Here is a 21,394-nt window from a genome sequence, read left to right on the forward strand (position 1 = left end):
GCATTAGTCGTGCTGCATACCCGAAACGATATGTACGAGCCGCCAACAGGTATTGGACGGACATGCCGTGGCGCGGGAGGCTCGGGGTGGGAAAGCCCGAGGTGACAAACCCGGGGACGGATGATCGACAACGACGGCGACGGCGACCGTCACCGCGGCGAAGGGATCGGCGATGGCACGTTCGGTGGCCGGGAAGGCGGTTCGGCCCGCGCACTACGTGGCGGGGGAGTTCCGGCCCGCCGGCGCCGCGCGGTTCCCGCTGGTGGACCCCGTGAACGGGGCGGTGGTGGGCGAGGTGCCCGAGGCCGACCGGGAGACGGTGGACGCGGCCGTGGCGGCGGCCCGGGCGGCGCTGGCCGCGTGGGGCGGCTCGGCGGTCGAGGCGCGGGCCGCGGCGCTGCGGCGGATCGCGGACGGCGTCGAGGCCCGCTTCGACGAGTTCGTCGACGCCGAGGTCGCGGACACCGGCAAGCCGCGCGACCTGGCCGCGAGCGTGGACATCCCGCGTGCGATCGGCAACTTCCGGGCCTACGCCGACCTGCTGTACGGCCGGCCCGAGCGGGCCCACTCGACCGCCGTGCCCGGCTGGAGCGGCGGCACCGGTCAGGCGCTCAACTACACCGTGCGCCGGCCGCTCGGCGTGGTGGCGATCGTCTCGCCGTGGAACCTCCCGCTGCTGCTGCTCACCTGGAAGGTGGCGCCCGCGCTCGCGGCCGGCAACACCGTGGTGGCCAAGCCGTCGGAGGAGACGCCGTCCACCGCGACGCTGCTCGCCGAGGTGATCCACGAGGTCGGCCTGCCGGTCGGCACGTTCAACCTGATCCACGGTCACGGCGCGGGCGCCGCCGGGGAGTTCCTGACCGCGCACCCGGACGTCGACGCGATCGCGTTCACCGGCGAATCGGCCACCGGTACCGCGATCATGCGCGTCGCCGCCGAGCACATCACCCCGGTCTCCTTCGAACTCGGCGGGAAGAACCCGGCGATCGTGTTCGCGGACGCCGACTTCGAGCAGGCCGTGGCGGGCACCCTGCGCTCCGCCTTCACCCACTCCGGGCAGATCTGCCTGTGCACCGAGCGGGTCTACGTCGAGCGCTCGATCCACGCCGACTTCGTGGCCGAACTGGGCCGCAGAGCCGCCGCGTCGACCGATTACGGGCCGATGATCTCGGCCGCGCACCGGGACAAGGTGCTGTCCTACTACCGGCTCGCGGTCGAGGAGGGCGCGACGGTCGTCGCCGGCGGCGGGGTACCGAGCTTCGGCGACGAGCGCGATCGGGGCTTCCACGTCGAGCCGACCGTGCTGACCGGCCTGCCGCAGAGCGCGCGCACCGTGCGGGAGGAGGTGTTCGGACCGATCTGCCACGTGGCGCCGTTCGACACCGAGGACGAGGCGGTCGCGCTGGCCAACGACAGCCCGTACGGCCTCGCGGCGACGGTCTGGACCCGCGACCTGTCCCGCGCGCATCGGGTGGCCCCGCGCGTCGCGGCCGGGATCGTCTGGGTCAACTGCTGGAATCTGCGTGACCTGCGCACCCCGTTCGGCGGGATCAAGGCGTCGGGCATCGGCAGAGAGGGCGGCGAATACTCGCTGGACTTCTTCTCCGAGCCGGTCAACATCTGCATCGCCATCTGAAGGCGTCGAAAATATTGAAGGCATCGAAGGCATCGAAGGCATCGAGGACACCGAAGGCTCTGGAGGGTCCGGAACAGTGACGAATGCCAGCGGGACGGCCGGCGAGGCGACCGACGGGAGAGCCGACCGGGGAGTCGTCGAGGCGGCCGCCGCACGACTGCTCGACGCGGAGCGAACGGGCGTGCCATGCGCACCGGTTCGCGACCTGATCCACGGCGTCGAGCAGGCGTACGCGGTCCAGGAACGACTCACCCTGACCCGGCTCGCCGAAGGCCGCCGGCTCGTCGGCCGCAAGATCGGCCTGACCTCCGCCGCCGTGCAGAGCCAACTCGGGGTGCACGAGCCGGACTTCGGCATGCTGTACGCCGACATGGCGGTGCCCGACGGGGCCGAGATCCCGGTCGGCGCGGTGCCGCAGGCGCGCGCCGAGGCGGAGGTGGCCCTCGTGCTGGCCGCCGACCTCACACACGAGCGGCACACCGTCGCCGACCTGATCCGGGCCACCGCGTTCGTCCTGCCCGCGATCGAGGTGTGCGGCAGCCGGGTGCGCGACTGGGACATCTCCATCGCGGACACGATCGCGGACAACGCCTCGTCCGGGATGTACGTGCTGGGCAACCGCCCCGTGGCGCTCGCCGACGTCGACCTGCGGCTCGCCGGCATGGTCCTGGAGCGGCGCGGCGAACCGGTCTCCACCGGCGTCGGCGCGGCCTGCCTGGGCCATCCGCTGCACGCGGCCCTGTGGCTCGCCGACCGCCTGGTCCGTCTCGGCCGCCCGCTGCGCGCCGGAGACACCGTGCTCACCGGCGCGCTCGGCCCGATGGTGCCGGTCGTCCCGGGCGATGTGCTGGAGGCGCGGATCGACGGACTGGGCGAGGTCCGGGTCGCGTTCGCCGGGAACGACACCAAGGAGAACGACCGATGAGCGGTTCGCACGACGCAGACCTCGTCGCGGCGCTCGCCGCCCGGCTGGACGAGGCCGCGCTCGCCGGGCGGACCGCCGAGCGCCCCACCGACACCGCCGACCTCGACCCGGCGACCGCGTACCGGGTCCAACGCGCCGTGATCGAGCGGCGGATCGCCCGCGGCGAGGCGCAGATCGGCGTCAAGATGGGCTTCACCAGCCGCGCCAAGATGATCCAGATGGGCGTCGACGACGTGATCTGGGGCCTGCTCACCGATGCGATGCTGATCGAGGAGGGTGGGGTTCTGGACACCGCGGGCCTGATCCAGCCGCGGATCGAGCCGGAGATCGCGTTCCTGATCGGCCGCCCGCTCGCCGGCGCGGTCACCCCGGCCGCGGCGGTGCGCGCGGTCGCCGGGGTCGCGGTCGCCTACGAGGTACTGGACTCGCGCTACGCCGACTTCGCCTTCACCCTGCCCGACGTGATCGCGGACAACGCTTCGGCGGCCGGCTTCGGCGTGGGTCCGTGGCAGGACCCGGGTGCGGTCGATCCGGCCAACCTGGGCCTGCTCGTCGAGATCGACGGCCGGCCCGTGGCGACCGGGTCGTCGGCGGCCATCCTGGGCAACCCGCTGCGCTCGCTGATCGCCGCAGCCCGGCTCGCCGCCGGGGCCGGCCTGGAACTGCGGCCCGGGTGGATCGTGCTGGCCGGCGCCGCCACCGCCGCGCTGCCGCTGTCGAAGGGTGTCCATGTACGGGTGTCCGCGGCGGGGCTGGGCCGGGCCGAGGTGAGCACCCGGTGAGCGCCGACGACGCCATCGTGGTCGCGGGCAAGGCCGCCCCGCGCGGCCGGTTCCCGCACGTGCGCCGGGCCGGCGACTTCGTCTACGTATCGGGGACCAGCTCGCGGCGCCCCGACGGCGGCATCGTCGGCGCCCGGGTGGACCCGGCCGGTACCACCGACCTCGACATCCGCGCGCAGACCCGGGCCGTGATCGAGAACATCGCCGATCTGCTCGCCGCCGCCGGGGGCGGGCTCGCCGACGCGGTCTCGGTGACCACGTACCTCGTGAGCATGAACGACTTCGGCGGCTACAACGAGGTCTACGCCGAGTACTTCGACGAGACCGGACCCACCCGCACCACCGTCGCGGTGCATCAACTCCCGCATCCGCACCTGCTGATCGAGATCTCCTGCGTCGCCCACATCCCGCGGCCCGTCCCGTCCGGGGAACGTCCGGGGACGCCGCCACGATCCGAACCGTCTCCTCCGCTGCCTCCGTCGTCGAGTCCTGAGAGGGCGAGATGAGTCTGCCGAAGCCGAGCAACGGCCTGCCGTTCAACTTCACCGCCTGGATCGACGAGCATCGGGACCTGCTCCGGCCGCCGGTCGGCAACGTCCAGATCTGGACCGGGACCGACCTCGTGGTCACCGTGGTCGGCGGCCCCAACCAGCGCACCGACTTCCACGACGACCCGCTGGAGGAGTTCTTCTACCAGCTCCGGGGGTCCATGGTGTTGCGGGTGATGGAGGAGGAGGGCAGGCCACCGGTCGACATCCCGATCGACGAGGGCGATGTCTTCCTGCTGCCGCCGCACGTCCGCCACTCGCCGCAACGACCGGAGCCCGGCAGCGTCGGACTGGTGATCGAGTCCAGTCGGGCGGAGGGTGAGGTCGACGCGTTCGAGTGGTACTGCGTCGAGTGCCACCACTTGGTGCACCGCTCGCCGGTACAGGTGCGCTCGATCGTGGACGACCTGCCGCCGCTGTTCGAGGCGTTCTACGCCGGCGACCGCGCCTGCCCGCATTGCGGCGCGATTCACCCGGGCCGGGTCTGGCCCGAGGCGATGCGGCCGAGGATCGGGTCCCGGCCCGGGGTGGCCGAATGAGCCTCGACCGCGCCGCCCGCTCCCCTTACGCTGCGACCGTCGGCCGGGCCCGGCGGTGGACCACGGAGGTTTCGTGACCGTCATCGACGTCCACGCGCACGTCTTCCCCAGGATCTCGCGGGCCGAGAGCCGGGTGCTGGCGGGCGCGGGCGAGCCGTGGTTGCGGGTGCGCGGGGACGGCACCGGGATGATGATGAGCGGCCCGGACGAGTACCGCCCGGTGCGCGCGCCGCTGTGGGACGCGGAGAGCCGGTTGGTCGAGATGGACACGCTCGGCGTGGACGTCCAGGCGATCTCCTCGACCCCGCTGATGTTCGGCTACGCGGCCGAGACGGCGCGCGCGGTCGAGTGGTGCGACCTGGTCAACGACCGCATTCTCGACTACTGCGCGGCCGACTCGCGGCGGCTGCTGCCGCTGTGCCAGGTGCCGTTGCAGGACCTCGGCGCGGCCCGGGCGACGGTGTCGCGGGCGGTCGCGGCCGGGCATCGCGGCGTACACATCGGCAACCACGTCGGCGAGCGCTACCTCGGCGACGACGGCATCGTCGAGTTCCTGGCGCACTGCGGGGACGAGGGCATCCCGGTCCTGGTGCACCCGTGGGACATGCTCGGCGGCGACCGGATGCGCGACCACATGTTGCCGTGGCTGGTCGGGATGCCCGCGGAGACCCAGCTGAGCATCCTGGGGATGATCCTGCGGGGCGCGTTCGAACGGCTGCCCGCGTCGTTGAAGTTGTGCTTCTGCCACGGCGGCGGCAGCTTCGCGTTCCTGCTCGGGCGGGCCGACAACGCGTGGCACAACCGGGATCTGGTGCGGGCCGACTCGCCCAGGCCGCCGTCGGAGTACGTGCGCAGGTTCTACGTCGACTCGGCCGTGTTCGACCCGCGCGCGCTGCGGTTGCTGGTCGAGGTGATGGGCGCGGACCGGGTGATGCTCGGCACCGACTTCCCGTTCCCGCTGGGTGAGTCGGACCCCGGCGGGGTGGTCCGGGACTGCCCGGAGCTGAGCCCCGACGAGCGGGCGCTGATCCTCGGCGGCAACGCGGCGCGCTTCTTCGCACTCGCCGACCCGGCCGCGGATCGGGCCGTCGGCCGGGCGTCGGCGGGTCGGGTCGGTGGATCGGTGTCGGCCGCCGCGATCAGGCGGGCGGGGCCGGAGGTTCGCCCTCTACCGTGACGCGCGCGACCGTGTCGTAGAAGCACAGGTGACCGGCGATGTCGGGCACCGACTCGATGGGCTTCGGGTATTCCCAGGCCACGTCCGGGCGCGGGGCGGAGTCGGCGCCGCCCAGGTAGGTCCAGTAGGACGCCTCGCCCTTGAACGGACACGTGGTGTGCGTGTCGGTGGGCTCGAAGCGGGTCAGGTCGACGTCGTCCGGCGGCAGGTAGTAGCGGACGGGCAGACCCGTCTCGTAGAGCACGACGGGGCGGGTGGAGCGGGCCACCACCTCGCCGTCGATCTCGACGGTCACGGTCTGGGTGCTGTGCACGGTGGTCACGACGTGGCCGGGTGTGGACGTCGGCATGGGCTCTCCTCCGGCGGGCAGTGATGGTGGTCCTTCGTCGCTACAACCGTCCGAACCCGGGACGCATTCCGGCCGGGCACGGGCCGAACGTGTGAGCAACGTGTGGATCGATGTATGGATCGATTCAATTGGTATAGACCTATTGCTCGCGCCGATGGCACGGGCTAGCGTTTTCCGCGTGCGCGCCGGCACCACATGTTCCACATGTTCAGCCCGAACGACCTTTCCAACGACCCGAGTTGGCCTCGGGTCGAGAACGGAGTCGAGCACATGCGCAAGGCTATGGCGGGTATCGCGTTGGCTGCGGCAATGTTGGGCGTGGGGGTTGCCGCGCAACCCGCGATGGCGGATCCGAGCGGCTTCTACCTCTGGGGTTACTACCCGAACGCCGAGTCGTGTGACGCGGCGGGCAAGGCCACGGTCCCGGCGCACGGACCGGTGTACCTGTGTCTGAACAACGGCGGCACCGTCTACGCCCTTTGGGTGCACTGACGGATCGGTAGCCGGGGACGGCTACCCACCGGCTCGGCAGGCGGGGCGACGTCATCGAGAGATGACGCCGCCCCGCCCGCCGGCGTCACACCACCGCCGGCGTCACACCACCGCCGGCGCCGCGACGATCGCGGCGGCGCCCCGGGAGGAGTCCTTGGCCCGAAAGGCCACGAGGCGCCGATCGCGCCCGACGGCGGTGACCGGGGGGACGAGCGCGAACGCCATTACGAGGTCGCTCTTCTCCGGTTCCATGGTCGGGTAGACCAGCACACAGCCCCGCCGGGGTCCGGCCAGACCATCCGCGACCGGGTCGCCGATCGAGGTGTCGGTGCCGACGATCCGCCGCGCCGCGAATCGATGGGGACCGAAGCTGACCTTGTCGAACAGTCCGCCCTCGCGCCGACGTCGACTCACCACGTCGAGCGGACCGAAGCCGTGCAGTGTCACCGGGTCGAGATTGGGACTCTGCAACTGCGGCGCGATCACCACCCAGTCGTCGATCTTCGCGACGATCTCCGGGTTCTCCAGGTAGGCCAGATCCGGCCGGAACTGGGCGGGTTCGGCCCAGCGCAGCTCGCGCAGCACCGACAGCATCGGAGCGTGCGCGATACGCCCGATGTAGGCGGGGAAGCGCAGCAGCCGATCCTCCACGGGATAGGCCAGTTCGGTGCGCTCCGCCGCCAGCGACCGGATCACCGGCTCGAACCGCTGCACGTTGTGGCGGAGTTCGGCCGGCTTGCTCGGATAGGCCGAGCGCTCGACCCACCGGCCCGGCGATCGGGTCTCCACCAGTTCCGCGTTGAACATCTTGTTGCGCGCCGTCGGCTTGAGCCACGGCAGCCGCTGGGTGACCAGGGGCGGAATCTGAGCCAGCGTCACCTGCGGTGCGCCGTCCACGAGTTCGGCGTACAGCCGGAGCTGGTCGCGGAACTCCTCCTCGTCCCGGCAGATCGCCTCGAACGCCTCGTACAGGTCCCCGTTGCGACCACCCTCGTCGCGGCCGATGTAAAGCCGGACCAGATCCCGGTAGTTCTTGCGGAAGCCGAACCAGCGGCCCATCTGCATGAGCGTGTCCGCTGTCAGCGTCTTGCGGCGGTAGTAGGAGACGGTCAGGCCCTCGATGGTGAAGCCGCGCGAAAGCTTGGCGCCGCCGACCAGGATCCTCCAGACCTTGTCCCGGTCGAAGTCGGCGGCGCGCTGCTCGATCTCCTTGTCGCCGTTGACCACCACGACCGGACTGCCGTTCGAGTCCTCGATCCGCATCGCCGCGATGCCGATGTAGGGGGCGATGTCGGCGAACGAGTCGGGGATCGACGCACCCGCCGCGTGTGCCTCGCTGACCGGGCACACGTCCTCGTCGTACAGTGCGCGCAGGCGCTTGTGCGCCCCCGCGCCGAGATACCCCGCGCGGCGCCAGATCCCGTTGATCAGCTCGGCCTGGTCCCGGTGCACGTGGGTGCGCACCGATTCGTGCACGAGCATCGTGTGGTGGCGGAAGTGGTCCGCGCCCAGCCCGTGGTCCTCGCGAAACAGCTTGATCGCGCCGGTCAGCACGAACATGTCGATCGCGGTGCGCAGATCGCTGTCGTCGTCGTCATGTACCGGTCGCACCGAGCGTACGTGCGCGAGCCCGGCCGAGTTGGCCACAGTGCGCTCGGCGGAGGGGATCGTGGAGTCGATGTCGTGGAAGTCGGCCACGCCCATGTAACCGTCCGGGCGGTCCAGCGAGATGACGAAGTCCTTCGGAAAGATGTCCTCGGAGTCGGCCGGATCGATGAACACGTTCGCGAACGGGGTCGCGGTGTATCCGACGTACTGAGCACGCGGCAGCATGCGGAGCAGTTCCGAGATGATCCCGTTGATCGCCGTGCGCTGGACCTGATCCTGGGCCCACTTCTTCGGGTCGGAGGTGTTGACCGAAGCCTGATCGGATTCGTCGTCGATGATCAGCGCGGGAATCTCACCGCGCTCGGTTTTGATCCGGGCCAGGTCCTTGACCAGCTTCTTCAACACCGACGCGTTCTTCTTGACCACCATCAACCGGGCCGAACTGCGATGCAGGTTCTCGGGCGCGTAGAGCGGTGTGAACCGGTCCGCCTTTTCGAACTCCAGCGCACTGAGTCCTTGGCGCAGCGCCTGGTAGTCGTCCTGATGCCGGGTCAGCCGAACGATGTCGAACCCGCCCAGTCGGGACGGCAACGCGCCGTGTCGGAGGAACCTTCCACCGAGCCGGTCCCGGTCATCGAGGTAGTCGTAGTCCCGGAACGGGAGCGTGCCGGAGTCCGGATCCTGGCCGTAGTAGATGTTCTCGACACCGACCAGTTCCATGTCCAGGCGGCGCTGGGTCTGGGCGCGTAGGGCTTCGATGGTGCCGGTGAGCACGATGACCAGGCGGTAGCCCGCGTCTATTGCCTTGGCGGCTACCCCGGTGAAATTTGCGGTCTTGCCGCTCTGGACATAGCCGACCACCAGGCCCTTGGACTGGTAGGGCTGTTCGGAGGCGGGATCGGCCAGACGTTCGACCACCTTGGTGGTGTTGCGGTCGAGGGCCGAAATGGCATCGGGCTGCCACTGCTTGCGCACGAGACAGCTGCGGTATCCGTCCCAGTAGTGACTACGGAGCCGGGCAACCGTCGGGGTGTACCACGGCTGCCAGTCCTCATCCGTGATCACCACCGCTCCAGTACTGGGCGCAAACGGCGAGCGCCGATCGAGGAGTTCGCGGGTGGTCGATTCGAGGCCGAGCGCATCGTACGTGGCGTTGCGACGCTTGGCGGTGTTGGGCGGGGTGTCGCCGTCCGCGAAATCCCAGCGGCTCAACCGATCACGCCACAGGAAGAGCAACGGGTCGTCGGGGTGGGCGTGGTGCAGGCGTCGGCGCAGCGCCGATTCGTCCAGGGCCGGCAGTGGCCCGGCATGCTCTCCCGCCTGGAAGGAGAGTGCCTTGGCAAAGTTCCTGGGCGGGCCGGACATGCCACCGAATGCGGCTCGGTGCAGGTCCAGCAGTACGAGGTCGTCGTCGTTCACCGAGAGTCGTCCTTCGGGTCGTGCAAGTCTGACGCGACATCGGGAGGCAGCACCCGCAACAGGTCGACCACCACGCCGATTCCGTCCGGTGCAGCCATGGCCGGAGAGCCCGCGTCGGCGACATCGATGCGGTAGTCCACATCGAGGATACGCGCGGCCGTGGCCGGTGGGAGAGTCGCGAGGATACCGCCGGTCAACCGCGGAAAGTGCTCGTCGACCGGCATCGCCAATGGGGCTTCGTGAGGCGACCAACGGTGCTCGCGGGGGACTTCGTACTCGGACCCGAGCCACGACTGGAGCCGCGTGTCGAAGCCGTCCAGCGCCGAGGGAGCCGCGATCCGGACCGACGATCGGATCCCCTCCACAAGTCCGAGCACGGAGCGCCCCGAATCGCTTACGTCGAGCACATGCGAGACGAACCACAGTGGCCGATTCCGATGTGGGGTGAGCTGGCCCAGGCCGTGGATCGTGTGCACCCGGGCGCCGCCCGCGACCGTCTTGACCTCCACGTCGTAGAGACCGACGGTGAAGTCGTGGTCCGCGCACTCGGGGTGTTGCCAGGCGTCCACCGCAGCATGCCAGCCGCGGGCTGCGGCCAGCCCGATCAGTGTCAGCAACTCCCCGAACAGGCCGACCTCGGCCTCCAACGGCATACGGCGTCTGCGCGCCAGGAGTTTGCGCCAAGCCATCACTGTGGTGTGGACGGCAACGACCGGCGCGGTCCCCTCCAGTTGCACCCGATCCGCGATCTCGCAGCACACGATGTGGAACTCGCGCAGCAGGTCGGTCTGTTCGGTGTACACGTGCAGGAACTGCTCGCCGCCGTCCAGGACGCACACCGCCCGCACGCCCTGCATGCCGAGCCGGGGTGCCTTCGTGCCGGCCGGGACCGGGATGCGCAGGGCGGGTCGCCGCCCGCCCGCCTCTAGGTGCCAGTACAGCGGCGGGTCACCCTCGACCGGGATCAACATCGGCGCCCCGTTGTCGAGATGGTCGCGCAGCGCCTCGCAGCCCAGGTGTCGGCTGCACCCGTCCGCGCCGCTCACGCGCCGCCCTCCGAACCGTACTTCGCCGTCTCGCTCTTGACCGCGGTGAGCAGCAACGACTGCCACAGGTCGAGGTTGTCCTTGACCCGGGGGCCGATGCGCTCGCCGGTGAACGCCTCGTTCATCAGCAGGTACAGCAGCGTCTTGAGCACCGGCACGTCGTTGAGCCCGCCGCGCCGGCCGCCGAGCAGCGCCGCGCGGAACTGTTTGTTCAGCAGCAGTCGGCGCTCGTCCCGGTCGATCGAGAAGAACACGTCCCCGCCGAGCGGTACCCAGCGCACCTCGATCGGCTCCTCGCCCGGGACGAACGGCAGTTCCTCCTCGATCGCCGTGCGCAGCTCCGGCGCGAAGCCCTTCCCGGGTGGCAGCACCGCCTTGCGCTCGCGCGTGGTGGTCCGGGCCTGCCGATAGGCGCCCTCGGCGTCCTTGAGGTAGTCGAGGAAGGTGTGCCCGTCGGCGTCCACGGCCCGCTCGACCGCGTCCACGAAGCCCGGTACGGGCTGGAGTTCGGCCTTCTTCACGGTCAGCCCGAACGCATGCTCGGAGTCGGCCGGCAGGTCGAACGCGACCCGGGCCGGCGACAGGTGCTGCTCGCTCTGGCGCAGGCCGTACCAGCCGCCGGCCTGGACGAGCCGGTCGTGGCGGTACGCGTACAGGCCCTGACGGGCCAGGATCCCGCCGGGCAGGCGGAATTGCTCGGCGTTCGAGCGCGGCGTCCAGACGTGCGCGGTCAGCGTCAGCGGGCCGACGCCCTCCAGTTCGGTGGTGAACACGCGCGGATAGCCGGGCAGTCCGGACACGGCGTAGCCGAACGGGTCCACGGCCTGGACCTGCCAGGTCATCGGCGGCACCTCGTCGTCGGTCCCGGAGACCGCGATGGTGATCCGGATCCGCCCGTCGGCCAGGAACCGGTGCAGGTGCAGCCCGAGGTGGTCGGCCAACGAACGCATCGTCTTGGTCACGTAGATGTCGGTCTGCCCGGCGTCACCGCGCGCCGGGAAGTCGCGGACGCCGTCCCACCGCACCGCCGTGCCGTTCCACACCACGTACTCGTCGTACAGGTCGAGGAAACGTTTGGCGAACTCCAACTCGACGATGTCGCACTGGAAGCTCTCCTGCGCCGACTCGGTCCGCCAGCGCCGCCCGACGGTGCCGGCGCGCTTGGCCCGACTGATCACCGTGACGCTGTCGGCGTGGCTGAAGGACGCGGCTTTCAGGCCCATCCCGAACATGCCGAGCGATGTGTCGTCGTACGCCCGCCGCTTGCCGACGGTCATCGCGGTGTCCAACTCGGCCTCGGTCATGCCGCGTCCGTTGTCCACCACGACCAGCGAGGTCAACAGGTCGCCGGTGCGCCGGAAATGCACCACGACCTCGGACGCGCCGGCGTCGATCGAGTTGTCCACGAGGTCGGCCACCGCCTCCTCGAAGCGATAACCCTGACTGGCGAGTCCCTTGATGTACCCGGGATCCGGAGGCAGGTGCTTACTGCCGCTCGTAGGTACGTCGATACGCCAGTCGTCCATGCCCACCCCTGGATCCCCACACCTTCGGTGCGCGCTGTCACGCGCCCGCCCCCACTTGCGCCGGACCGACCGTAGCGGTTGGACCGACGCGCCGAAAGCGGAACCCCCGAGTCGTGACCGGGTGGTGCCCGAGCGGAGATGTGCCGGCCGCGATCATGGCCGGAAAACACGGCCGGAGATCATGGCCGAAGGGCGTGACCGAGGTCCGCCGTCATAGGTCGCGGCGCAGCCGGGAACGGGCGAAGTCCGCCCAGTGCGTGGGGAAGTCGGCCTCGACCCGACGGGCGAGCGCGGCCTCCTCGCCGTAGAGCAGGCCCCACGTGAAGGCGTTCTCGCCCGCGGCATGTGCGGCGATCGCAAGGCGCCGCAGCGCCTTGCGCGTCTGCACGCTGTCCTGGTGCGTGCCGAGCAGGCCCTGCATCGCCTTGGCCCGCTTGGTGAGCCGCTTGGCCGGCTTGCCCAGGGCCGGGCCGGTGGCCTCGCCGGCGTAGCGGACCCGCTTGGCGGCCTTGCGTACCTCGTGCAGGGCGGTGTCCCGGGCCCGGCCGGCGGGGGTGCGCAGTGCGACGCGGGCGCGCCGGAACGTGCGGCGGTCGGCCCGGCGCAGGGCCGCCGCGGCCGGCCGTTGGGCGGGTCGATTCGCCTTGACGGTGAACGGGGGCCGCGCGACCAGGGCGTCCAGCGCGTCCAGCAGCGCGAAGTAGCGGGGGCCGTCGAGATCGGCCAGGATCCGCGCCCGCGCGTCGTTGCGCCGCCGTGCGTCCCAGGCGGTCAGGCGGGCCTCCACCGGCCCGAGCACCGCCTCGGCCGGCAGCGCGGCGACCCGCTCGTGCAGTCGCGCGGCCAATACCTCCTGGTCCCGCGCCCGACCCAGCTCCGCCGCCAGCCACTTCAGTTCAGCGCCCAAAATCCCGGTCACCCGCTCGTCGAGCACCCGCGAGAACACCCGGAATGCACTGCGCAGCCGCCGCGTGGCGACGCGCATCTTGTGCACCGAATCGGGCTCGTCGAGCCGGACCCGGGGGTCGTACGCGAACAGGGTGTCGACCTGCTCCCGGATGTAGTCGAGCGCCACCGCCCCGGCGCTGCCCGCCCGCGGCTTGGCGATCCGCCGCTTCGGCCGCGCTCCCGCCTCGGCCAGTGCGTGTCCGAGCTTGGACGCGGACTCGGAGCGCCGCCAGCCATCCTTGATCAACCGTCGCTCCAGCGCGTCTGCCAACGCCGCGTCGCCGTCCACCAGTTCGACTTCCAGCTCGGACCAGGAGGTGGTGGTCACCTTCGACCCGAGGAAGACGTCCGCGGTCACCGTGTCGTGCGCGATCTCGGCCAGAGTGGGTCCGTCCGCGCGAGCGATCCGCAGCTCGCGCACGGTCCGCAGGCGCACCACCGGCACCTGCTCCGCGCCGCGCGCGTACGCCCGGATCCGCACCGCGAGTTCGTCCGGCACCACCCGCTCGGACGCACCCAGCGGCGCGCGTACCTCGTCGCGCGCGTCCACGCCGGCCGGCAACTTCAGATGCCACCCGGCATCCCCGCCCCCGGTCCGCCGCCGCAGCGTGATGCCGCGCGCGGCCAGCGCCAGGCCGGGCGTGTCGAAGTACATCGCGTCCAACTCGACGGTGTCGCCGACCTCGACCCGCACCCCGTCCGCCACCCCGACGAAGTCCGGCACGCCCACCCCGTCCGGCGCCACATACTTCCGCTCGACCTCACGCACGACCTCTGCCATGGCACGCACCTGCTTCCTGGGGGCGGCACGAGGCGTTCGACCGGGTGGTCGAACGACCCTCGGGGGCGAATGGTCGGCACGTCCGGGACCGGAGCTCGCCGACCGGGCTCGCGGATACGTGTGCCCGAATCGGCCGGTCCGACACGGATCACCCGGGCCGGGTGGGGTCAGGTGTCGAAGGTCCAGCCGAACATGGTGTGGTCGGATTCGGTGGCGGGGGCCGTGGAGCGGTAGGTGGCCATGGCGGCCTCGTTGGCGCGTTCGGTGAGGACCCACATGCCGTAGCAGCCGCGTTTGCGGGCCAGTTCGGCCAGGGCCTCGGTGAGGGCACGGCCGATGCCGAGGCGCTGGTGGCTTTCGGCCACGGCCAGCTCGTACAGGAACATCTCGGTGCCCTTGTCGGGATGGGTCGTCTCGACGCCGGTGACCATCCCGACCGGGGTGGCGGCCACGTAGGCGAGCAAAATGTGATGGCCCGCCTCACCCAGGAAGCGGGCCGCCCAGTCCGGGCGTACCGGTTCGTCGAACAGGTCCCCGGCCGCGAGCACATCGGCCACCGTCGTCACACGCCGAATCGACGCCACATTCGTATCCACGACGACATTCAACGAGATTTGGTCCCATTCCAGAAGCCGCAGTCGGCAATGGACACCCCATGATTGGGGGACCTCTCGGGATGGTACGGGGCGAAATGGCGGTATCGAGCTAGCTGCCGTCGGAGGAGCCGCGTCCGCGGAAGCCCAGCGCGCGGCGTACGTCGCGGCCGGCCAGGCGGGTCTGCTCCCAGACGGTGCGGAACACCGCCCGGACCGGGACGACGGTGTGTCCCCAGGCGCGCCGGGCCGCCCGACCGGCGGGCGCCACAATCGTCCGACCGACCCATGCCGAAGGCCGCACCACCGTCGCCCGCAGCCCGCGACCGGCCATCCGCGCACCCGACCGGGCCCGCCGCCCGCCCCACAGCGCGGGCCGCACGATCACGAACCGCAGCCCCCGGCCGAGGAACCGGACCACGAGCACGACCTTGCGGCCGGCCCATCGCGCGGGGAGCACCGTGAGGACGTACAGGCCCCGGCCGAGCAGGCGGACGAGGAGGACGACCTTGCGGCCGGCCCATCGGGCGGGGAGCACGGTGAGGACGTACAGGCCCCGTCCGGTCGCGCGGCCGAGGCGGATGCCCCGGCGCCAGACCCAGGCCGCCGGCCGCGCCACCAGCACGACGAACCCGACGCGGATTCCGCGTCCGGTCGCGCGCAGTCCGCGCAGGAAGCCGCGAGCGAGCCATCGCGCCGGGACGAACAGGCCGTGGTACAGGCCCTGTCCGACGGCCCGGGTCACCACCACCGCGCCGCGCCACACCCACCGGGCGGGGATCAGTACCAGCCACCGAAGCACGACGAGGACACCGCGCCCCACCAGCGCCAGACCCCGAAGCAGGGCGCCCGCCCCGCGCAGCGCGACCCGACCGCAGGCGACGAGGCCACGCCAGAGCGCCTTCGCCGGTACGACCAGGACGTAGTACAGCCACCGCCCGAAGCCCCGTGCGAGTCCCCGAGCCACGCGCCACGACCACCGCCCGGGCACCAGCACCAGGTAGTACAGCGTGCGCCCGAGCGCATGGCCGGCCCACCGACCGGCCGTGACCAGCCCGGCGGCCAGGGGCCGCAACACCGCATCCCGAAGCCACCGCAGCGGCAGCACGATCCCGTATCGCCCGAGCAGCCGCAGCCCCCGCCAGAGGCCGTTCCCGACCAGCCGCAGCCCACGCCACAGCCCGATCACGGCCCAGCCAAGCCCACGCCACACCACCCGGGCAACCGCCGCCGCCCCGCGCCACAGACCCACCACGGCCCAGCGAAGCCCGCGCCACACCACCCGGGCAACCGCCGTCAGCCCGCGCCACAGCACCTTTTCGACCAGTCGACGCAGCCCCCGGCCGACAACCGCGAGCGCATACGCGATCGGTACCAAGAGCCGGTCCCACAACAACCACCGCAACCCGCGCCCGATCACCGCGACCAGCCGACCCGTCGGGACCAGCACCCAGTCCCGGACCGCGCGCCCGGCCACCTTCACCAGTTCCCACGCCAGTCGGGCGGGCAACAGCACGATCAGCGCGACGATGCGGATCGGCCAGCGGATCAGGTGGTAGAGCAGCCCGGTCGGCTCCTCCGCCGATGCGGGGCTGCCGGACCGGTTGCCGGGCCGATCGCCGGAGCGCTCGACCGGCCGATCGGCCGGCTCCGCGTCGGTGCCCGTTGGAGCGGCCGCCGCCGGGCGATCCTTGCTCAGATCGACCGGAACAATTGCTTCCGCTTGTCTGCCATCGCCCATCGTGTCCCCCGTGTGCACCATCGCGTCGCGCCGACTCCCGTCGGGTCACGTGCTCTTGGGACACACCGAACGGCACGTGCTCACGGTCCGTTCGCAAGGATTTTCGGCTCGACGCGAGTGACCCGCGTCACCCCCGGCGCCGCGCCGCCCGCCTGCACGATCACCGCCCGCGCCACCCGAACGGCCGCCTCCATCCGAGGAGTTCACCCAAGGCAACCGCCCCGCGCCGACCGTACTCACCGCAGACGCATCGCGGTCCCGGACAACCTCAAGCGCCACGCCGGACCGATCATGGGCGCCATCGCCCATGAGCCCGGTTCGCGTCGCCGAATCGTGGTGACGCGAACCGGGCCGGTGCCGATCAGGCTTCCTGGCGCGCGGGTTCGGGCAGGGCCGCGTCGCCTTCCTCCGCCGCTTCGGCGAGCGCGGGGGCGGGCGCGGCGCCGGCCGTGTCCGCCGCCGGACCGCGGCGCAGCACCAGACCGACCGCGCCGACCACCAGGGCGATCGCGATCAGATAGCCGAACGTGCCCTGGAAGGCCGGGACGACCGTGTGCGCCTCGGAGCGGTTCTGCAGGACCAGTGCGGCGATCGCGATACCGAGCGTGCCGCCGATCTGGTTGCTCAGGTACACCGCCGCCGTGGCGCTGGGCACCGACTCGGGTGCCACCGAGCCGAACACCGACGACATCGCCGGCGCCCCGACGAAGCCGAGCCCCGCTCCCGTCACCACCGAATAGCCCACAAGCAGTGCGGTGTTGGTGCCGCCGTCGGCCGTACTGAAGCCCAGGATGCCCAGCGCGGCCAACACCCCGCCGAACGGGATCAGTGCCCGGGCACCGACCTTGTCGAACAGCTGCCCGGCGATCGGCATGCCGATCCACACCCCGACCCCCTGCGGCACCAGCAGCAGACCGGCCGCCATCACGCCCCGGTCCCGGGCGAGTTGGTAGTAGAGCGGGATCAGGAACAGCAGCGAGAAGAGCAGGATGCCGGTCAGGAACACCGCGCCGATGCCGCCGGCGAAGCCGCGGATCCGGAACAGCCGTACGTCGATCAGCGGGTGCTCGGCGCGCAGCGCGTGCAGGACGTAGCCGGCGATCAGCGCGACGCCCGCGATCAGCGCCGCGAGCACGCGCGGTGCCCCGAAGCCGCTGTCGCCCGCGGCCTGGGAGAGGCCGTAGACGACCAGCGCGAATCCTGGGCACAGCAGCGCGATGCCCCGAGCGTCCAGCGGCGGCGGGTCGCCCTCGCGCGGCGGGTCGGCGGGGATCTGCCGGTACGCCAGTGCCAGCGCGACCAGGCCGATCGGCAGGTTGATGATGAACATCCAGCGCCAGTCGACGTGTTCGAGCAGAACACCGCCGAGCACCGGGCCCAGGATCGGACCGAGGGTGACCACCGCGCCGACGATGCCGATCATCTTCCCGGCCCGCTTGGGTCCGGCGGCGACGGCCAGCATGGTCAGCAGGGTCGGCTCCAGGGCGCCGACACCGACGCCCTGGATCACCCGGAAGGCGATCAGGCTGCCCGCGTTCCAGGCGACCGCGGACAGCGCGGAGCCGGCGAGGAAGACGATCAGGCCGGTCAGCCAGACGGTCTTGCCGCCGAAGCGCCCGGCCGCCCAGCCGGCCAGCGGCACGGTCGCGGCGAGGGCCAACAGGTAGCCGGTGGCCACCCATTCGATGGTTTCCAGCGGAGCGTCGAAGTGGGCGCCGAGGGTGTCGATGCCGACGTTGACGATCGTGGTGTCGAGGATGCCCATCACGCCGCCGAGCAGCATCACCAGCATCAGGCGCAGGAGTGGTCCGTCGATCTTGGTCTCGGGATCGGGGGGTGCGGCGGGCATGTACGCCTCCAAGTTACCGATGAGATCAGTTAACTAAACTCGCGAGTAAAAATTAACAGCACGTCTGGTAACGTCGCAACATGGTCGAGGAAACGAAACGGTCGACGACCCCGCCGCCGGCCGCCCCCGCGCCCGCCGCCACCCGCGGCCGGATCGACAAGCGGCGGGCGATCCTGGCCGCCGCCGAGGCGGTGTTCACGCGCGAGGGCTACACACTCGCCGGGATCGACGCGATCGCCGCCGAGGCGGGCGTGTCCAAGCCGACCATCTACAACCACCTCGGCGGCAAGGAGAACCTCTTCCGCACGGTCGTGGTCGAGGCCGCGATCGAATCCAGCGGCCGGATCCTGGCCGCCCTGGAGGCGTTCCCGACCGACGCCGAGGAACTGCATCCGCGCCTGACCGCGATCGCGCACCGCGTGGTGCAGTGCCAGGCGGGCGAGAAGGGCTGGGCGTTGCAGCGCCTGGTGTACGCCGAGGCGGCCCGCTTCCCGGACCTGTACGACACGATCCGCGAGGGCGGCACGGTCCGGATCGTCGACGCCCTGGCGGGCCGGCTGGCCCGGCTCGCGCACGGCGGACACCTGGACATCGACGACCCGGTCACCGCCGCGAACCAGTTCCTCGCACTGATCTCCGGCGACCTGCCCACGCTCACCGCGCTCGGCACCCGGCCCGTGGACGACGTGGCCCTGCATCGCGCGGTGACCGCCGGGGTGACCACGTTCCTGCGCGCGTTCATCCCGCGCGTGGAATCGGCCGACCCGCCCGCGTCCGTCGTCGGGGAGGGCACCCGCGCGTCCGGCCCGGTCACGGCACCGCCCCGCCGCTGAGCACCCGCCCGGCCGTGCGCTCCGCCGGTTCCGGCGCGGCGTCTCGTGCCGCGCCGTCGACGGGTCCCGGCGCACGCGGTATCGCCGCCAGCAACTCCCGGGTGTAGGGCGCCTCGGGCCGGGTGAACACCCGCTCGGCGTCCCCGCTCTCCACCACCCGGCCGTCCTTCATCACCAGGATGCGATCGCTGACGTGCCGGATCACGCCCAGGTCGTGCGAGATGAACAGCAGCGCCAGGCCCAGTTCGGCCCGCAGGTCGGCGAGCAGGTCGAGAATCTGCGCCTGGATGGACACATCCAGCGCGGAGACCGGCTCGTCGCAGACGATCAACTCGGGTGAGGGCGCCAACGCGCGGGCGATCGCCACCCGTTGCCGTTGCCCGCCGGACATGTCGCGCGGCCGACGTGCGAGCAGGTCCGTGGACAGGCCCACCAGATCGAGCAGTTCGGCCACCCGGGCCCGGTGCGCTGCGCGGGTGGGACGCAGCCGGCCGCCCGGCAGCCCGGCGGCGGCGACCGCTTCGCCGAGGATGCGGGCCACCGAGTACCGGGGATCGAACGAGCCGAGCGGATCCTGCTGCACGGCCTGGATCCGGCCGCGCGAGGCCCGGCGGGCGGACTCCGGCAGCGTGCTCCACGGGGCGTCCCGAAAACGCACGGCCCCTGCGTCGGGGCGCTCCCAGCCCAGTACGATCCGCGCGGCCGTGGTCTTGCCGGATCCGGACTCGCCGACCACCCCGAGGGTTTCGCCGGCACGTACCGTGAACGACACGTCGCGGACCGCGTGCTGCCGGGTCCCGTCCGGGCCGCGGAAACTCTTGCCGATGCCGGACACGTCGAGCAGGACATCGCCGACCGGGGGCGGGGGTGGGGTCGCCGCCCGAGTGGGGCCCACCGGCGCGGACAGCCGGGTGCCCTTGGCTCGATCGGTCGGCACCGCCGCGAGCAACGCCCGCGTGTACGAGTGCTCCGGCTCGGCCAGGACCTGCTCGGTGGGCCCGTGTTCGACGATGCGACCCGCGTACATCACCGCGACCCGGTCGGCCAGCCGGGCGACCGCCGCCAGGTCGTGGCTGATCATCAGCACCGAGGTGCCCTCGTCCCGGAGCCGGCCGAGCAGCGCGAGGACCTGGGCCTGCACGGTCACGTCGAGCGCGGTGGTCGGCTCGTCGGCGAGCAGCAATTCCGGCCCGGCGGCCAGCGCCGAGGCGATCAGCGCACGTTGGCGCAGTCCGCCGGAGAGCTGGTGCGGATACTGCCGGGCCCGCCGGGCCGGATCCGGGATGCCGACGTCGGTGAGCAGTTCGAGCACCCGGGTACCGACCTGCCCGCGCGGCAACACCGCATGCGTCCGCAGCGCCTCGGCGACCTCGGCACCGACCGTGCGCAGCGGATCGAGCGAGACCAGCGCGTCCTGGAGCACCAGACCGATCCGCCGCCCGCGCAGTGCGCGCCACCGCTTCTCGGACAGCGCGGTCAGGTCGGTACCGTCGAAGGCCAGCCGACGGGCCGTCACCCGGGCACCGCCGCCGGTGAGTCCGACCAGGGTGCGGGCGGTGACACTCTTCCCGGAGCCGGATTCGCCCACCACGGCCAGGCATTCGCCCCGGTCGAGGGTGAACGACACGTCCCGCACCACCGGTTCGCGGCCGGGGAAGGCGACGTCGAGGCCGTCCACGACCAGGAGGGGCGTGGCCGGGGCCGAGTGCGAGTTCGAGGCGGGGGCGAGATCGGTGCTCATCGGGCAGTCCCTCCGGCGAAGCGGGCGCGGGCGTGTCGGCCGGCCACGTTCACCGCGATCACCGCGCAGGTCACCGCGGCGCCGGGGAACACCCCGATCCACCACGCGGTCTCCAGGAAGCCGCGCCCCTCGGAGAGCATCGCGCCCCACTCGGGGGACGGCGGTTGGGCGCCCAGGCCCAGGAAACTCAGCCCGGACGCGTAGATCAGCGAGGTGCCGAAGCCGACCGTGCCGAGCACCAGGAGCGGCCCGATCGCGTTCGGCAACACGTGCCGCGCGATCAGCACCCCGCGACGCAGGCCGAGCCCGGCCGCCGCCTCCACATAGCCCGATCGGCGCACCACCAGCGCCTCCGCACGAACCAGCCGCGCATAGCCGGGCATGGCCGCCACCGCCACCGCGATCATCACATCGACCGTGCCGCGCCCGAGCAGGGTGACCACGAACAGCGCGAGCAACAACTCGGGCAGCGAGAGCATGATGTCGGCCAGTCGCATGCCCACCTGATCGGCGACCCGCCCGCCCAGGGCCGAGGCCAGTCCCCACAGCGTGCCGCCGATCAGCGCGAACACGGTGGCGCCCAGGCCGAGCAGCAGCGAGGGGCGGGCGCCGTGCAGCACCCGCGCGAATACGTCCCGGCCGAGCTGGTCGGTGCCGAACCAGTGCTCGGCGCCGGGCCCCTGGAGCGCGGCGAGCGGATCGGTCTCGATCGGCGAGGTGTCGGTGAACCACCCCGGGGCGAGGCCGATCAGCGCGAACAACACGAGGACGGCGAGTGCGCACGCCACGCCGGGGCCGACCCGGCCGCGTCGCCGGATCCGTACCGGCCGGACACTCTCGATCGTTGCCTGGGCCATCGGG

General features: G+C 71.7%; 18 protein-coding genes. 8 read left to right on the forward strand and 10 right to left on the reverse strand.

Annotated features, from left to right (window positions below):
* The first annotated feature begins 172 nt into the window (after window positions 1-172).
* The 6 genes from ACFXKZ_RS06535 to ACFXKZ_RS06560 all read left to right on the forward strand — a co-directional run bounded on the left by ACFXKZ_RS06535 (window position 173) and on the right by ACFXKZ_RS06560 (window position 5,607).
* The gene (locus ACFXKZ_RS06535; protein WP_379997031.1) at window positions 173-1,636 is read left to right on the forward strand and encodes a 2-hydroxymuconic semialdehyde dehydrogenase; all 1,464 of its coding nucleotides are present in this window, start codon (window positions 173-175) and stop codon (window positions 1,634-1,636) included.
* Window positions 1,637-1,712: 76 nt separating this feature from the next.
* Complete coding sequence (locus ACFXKZ_RS06540) at window positions 1,713-2,561, forward strand: 2-keto-4-pentenoate hydratase (protein WP_379997033.1); 849 nt, start codon at window positions 1,713-1,715, stop codon at window positions 2,559-2,561.
* The gene (locus tag ACFXKZ_RS06545) at window positions 2,558-3,343 is read left to right on the forward strand and encodes a 2-keto-4-pentenoate hydratase (protein ID WP_379997035.1); all 786 of its coding nucleotides are present in this window, start codon (window positions 2,558-2,560) and stop codon (window positions 3,341-3,343) included. Before ACFXKZ_RS06540 ends, ACFXKZ_RS06545 begins: the two co-directional genes overlap by 4 nt.
* A 14-nt stretch (window positions 3,344-3,357) precedes the next feature.
* Window positions 3,358-3,849 carry a RidA family protein gene (locus tag ACFXKZ_RS06550; RefSeq protein WP_379997328.1) on the forward strand — a complete coding sequence of 164 codons (492 nt, stop codon included), beginning with the start codon at window positions 3,358-3,360 and terminating at the stop codon, window positions 3,847-3,849.
* Window positions 3,846-4,430 carry a 3-hydroxyanthranilate 3,4-dioxygenase gene (locus ACFXKZ_RS06555; protein WP_379997037.1) on the forward strand — a complete coding sequence of 195 codons (585 nt, stop codon included), beginning with the start codon at window positions 3,846-3,848 and terminating at the stop codon, window positions 4,428-4,430. The genes ACFXKZ_RS06550 and ACFXKZ_RS06555 overlap by 4 nt, the downstream gene beginning before the upstream one ends.
* Window positions 4,431-4,503: 73 nt before the next feature.
* The gene (locus ACFXKZ_RS06560; RefSeq protein ID WP_379997039.1) at window positions 4,504-5,607 is read left to right on the forward strand and encodes an amidohydrolase family protein; all 1,104 of its coding nucleotides are present in this window, start codon (window positions 4,504-4,506) and stop codon (window positions 5,605-5,607) included.
* On the opposite strand, the gene ACFXKZ_RS06565 is transcribed toward ACFXKZ_RS06560, so the two are convergent.
* Window positions 5,570-5,956 (reverse strand): DUF427 domain-containing protein, encoded by a 387-nt coding sequence (locus tag ACFXKZ_RS06565; protein WP_379997041.1) that lies wholly within the window; start codon window positions 5,954-5,956, stop codon window positions 5,570-5,572. The two genes, ACFXKZ_RS06560 and ACFXKZ_RS06565, sit on opposite strands and share 38 nt — an antisense overlap.
* Before the next feature lie 270 nt (window positions 5,957-6,226).
* Between ACFXKZ_RS06565 and ACFXKZ_RS06570 the strand changes: the two genes are divergently transcribed.
* Window positions 6,227-6,448 carry a hypothetical protein gene (locus tag ACFXKZ_RS06570; RefSeq protein ID WP_126641178.1) on the forward strand — a complete coding sequence of 74 codons (222 nt, stop codon included), beginning with the start codon at window positions 6,227-6,229 and terminating at the stop codon, window positions 6,446-6,448.
* Between the two features lie 102 nt (window positions 6,449-6,550).
* On the opposite strand, the gene ACFXKZ_RS06575 is transcribed toward ACFXKZ_RS06570, so the two are convergent.
* The 7 genes from ACFXKZ_RS06575 to ACFXKZ_RS06605 form a co-directional block, all read right to left on the reverse strand.
* Window positions 6,551-9,475 carry a Z1 domain-containing protein gene (locus ACFXKZ_RS06575; protein WP_379997043.1) on the reverse strand — a complete coding sequence of 975 codons (2,925 nt, stop codon included), beginning with the start codon at window positions 9,473-9,475 and terminating at the stop codon, window positions 6,551-6,553.
* Window positions 9,472-10,521 (reverse strand): PD-(D/E)XK motif protein, encoded by a 1,050-nt coding sequence (locus ACFXKZ_RS06580; RefSeq protein WP_379997045.1) that lies wholly within the window; start codon window positions 10,519-10,521, stop codon window positions 9,472-9,474. The genes ACFXKZ_RS06575 and ACFXKZ_RS06580 overlap by 4 nt, the downstream gene beginning before the upstream one ends.
* The gene (locus tag ACFXKZ_RS06585; RefSeq protein ID WP_379997047.1) at window positions 10,518-12,047 is read right to left on the reverse strand and encodes an ATP-binding protein; all 1,530 of its coding nucleotides are present in this window, start codon (window positions 12,045-12,047) and stop codon (window positions 10,518-10,520) included. Before ACFXKZ_RS06585 ends, ACFXKZ_RS06580 begins: the two co-directional genes overlap by 4 nt.
* Window positions 12,048-12,258: 211 nt before the next feature.
* The gene (locus tag ACFXKZ_RS06590; protein ID WP_379997049.1) at window positions 12,259-13,776 is read right to left on the reverse strand and encodes a CHAD domain-containing protein; all 1,518 of its coding nucleotides are present in this window, start codon (window positions 13,774-13,776) and stop codon (window positions 12,259-12,261) included.
* Window positions 13,777-13,943: 167 nt separating this feature from the next.
* The gene (locus ACFXKZ_RS06595) at window positions 13,944-14,372 is read right to left on the reverse strand and encodes a GNAT family N-acetyltransferase (RefSeq protein ID WP_379997051.1); all 429 of its coding nucleotides are present in this window, start codon (window positions 14,370-14,372) and stop codon (window positions 13,944-13,946) included.
* A gap of 109 nt (window positions 14,373-14,481) precedes the next feature.
* Window positions 14,482-16,110, reverse strand: coding sequence for a hypothetical protein (locus ACFXKZ_RS06600; protein WP_379997053.1), 1,629 nt, complete (start codon window positions 16,108-16,110; stop codon window positions 14,482-14,484).
* Window positions 16,111-16,471: 361 nt separating this feature from the next.
* On the reverse strand, window positions 16,472-17,959 hold the full coding sequence (locus ACFXKZ_RS06605) for a DHA2 family efflux MFS transporter permease subunit (RefSeq protein WP_379997055.1): 1,488 nt from the start codon (window positions 17,957-17,959) through the stop codon (window positions 16,472-16,474).
* 80 nt (window positions 17,960-18,039) lie between these two features.
* On the opposite strand from ACFXKZ_RS06605, the gene ACFXKZ_RS06610 reads away from it, so the two are divergent.
* Window positions 18,040-18,792 (forward strand): TetR/AcrR family transcriptional regulator, encoded by a 753-nt coding sequence (locus ACFXKZ_RS06610; protein ID WP_379997057.1) that lies wholly within the window; start codon window positions 18,040-18,042, stop codon window positions 18,790-18,792.
* Here ACFXKZ_RS06610 and ACFXKZ_RS06615 read toward each other — a convergent pair.
* The gene (locus tag ACFXKZ_RS06615; RefSeq protein ID WP_379997059.1) at window positions 18,770-20,533 is read right to left on the reverse strand and encodes a dipeptide ABC transporter ATP-binding protein; all 1,764 of its coding nucleotides are present in this window, start codon (window positions 20,531-20,533) and stop codon (window positions 18,770-18,772) included. The genes ACFXKZ_RS06610 and ACFXKZ_RS06615 overlap by 23 nt on opposite strands.
* Window positions 20,530-21,390, reverse strand: coding sequence for an ABC transporter permease (locus tag ACFXKZ_RS06620; RefSeq protein ID WP_379997061.1), 861 nt, complete (start codon window positions 21,388-21,390; stop codon window positions 20,530-20,532). The genes ACFXKZ_RS06615 and ACFXKZ_RS06620 overlap by 4 nt, the downstream gene beginning before the upstream one ends.
* Window positions 21,391-21,394 lie beyond the last annotated feature (4 nt).

Origin of the sequence: Embleya sp. NPDC059237, from assembly GCF_042754105.1 — a bacterium.
Lineage (GTDB): Bacteria > Actinomycetota > Actinomycetes > Streptomycetales > Streptomycetaceae > Embleya.